At 61.4% G+C, this 637-nt stretch carries 1 pseudogene; it reads right to left on the bottom strand.

Going from position 1 to position 637, the window contains the following annotated elements:
- Positions 1–637, bottom strand: a pseudogene (locus EN780_RS39385) (Tn3 family transposase); the annotation flags it as partial.

The raw sequence follows: 637 nt of genomic DNA, 5'->3' as shown, positions 1-637 counted from the left end.
CAATTGGCTCAGAACGCACAGCCCGTAACTGATGCGGTTGATGCGCCCGCCCTTGCCGATAATCGCGCTCCGCCATTTCGGCGGAATGACACCCTCGATCGGCACGCCGTGCCTGGGGACGATGCGGCATCCACTTTCAAGCGTCCGCTTGATCCAATCCAGGGCCTCGAGCACCGGCCGATGTACCGCGTTATTCGAACGGAATTCCAGAACCGAAAGCAGCCTCGGCAGGATCCTCCTGTAATGATTGGCATAAGAGCCGCGCATCACCTGGTAGATCCGGCGCTCGAGCGTGCCCTTTGCCTGATGTTCTTTGACGATCGCCGCCAGCTTCTCGCGGCCCGCCACCGGAAAGATCACCTCAGAGACCCGGCCGTCTGGCGCCTCGATCGCTGCGCCCGCGATGTCAACCAGAAGCCGCTCCTTGCTATAAACCTTCTCGATGTCGCGTGCGATGCCGGCAACCACCTTGCGTTTTGAGCGCACGCCGATCTTGTGGATGGTCTCCACCAGGAGATCGATCATGCCGTCGATGATCTGGGCTTCTCGCACGATGAGGAAAATCGCATAGAGGCCCAGTTGCCGTCTCGGGGCGTGTCGGCGCATCTCCGAGGCTTCTTCTGCGCCGACCCGCCCC

Source organism: Mesorhizobium sp. M4B.F.Ca.ET.089.01.1.1 (assembly GCF_004022605.1).
In the GTDB taxonomy this organism is placed as follows: Bacteria; Pseudomonadota; Alphaproteobacteria; order Rhizobiales; family Rhizobiaceae; genus Mesorhizobium; species Mesorhizobium abyssinicae.
The sequence above is the reverse complement of the archived record's forward strand: the minus strand, read 5'-3'. Positions and strand labels throughout refer to the sequence as shown.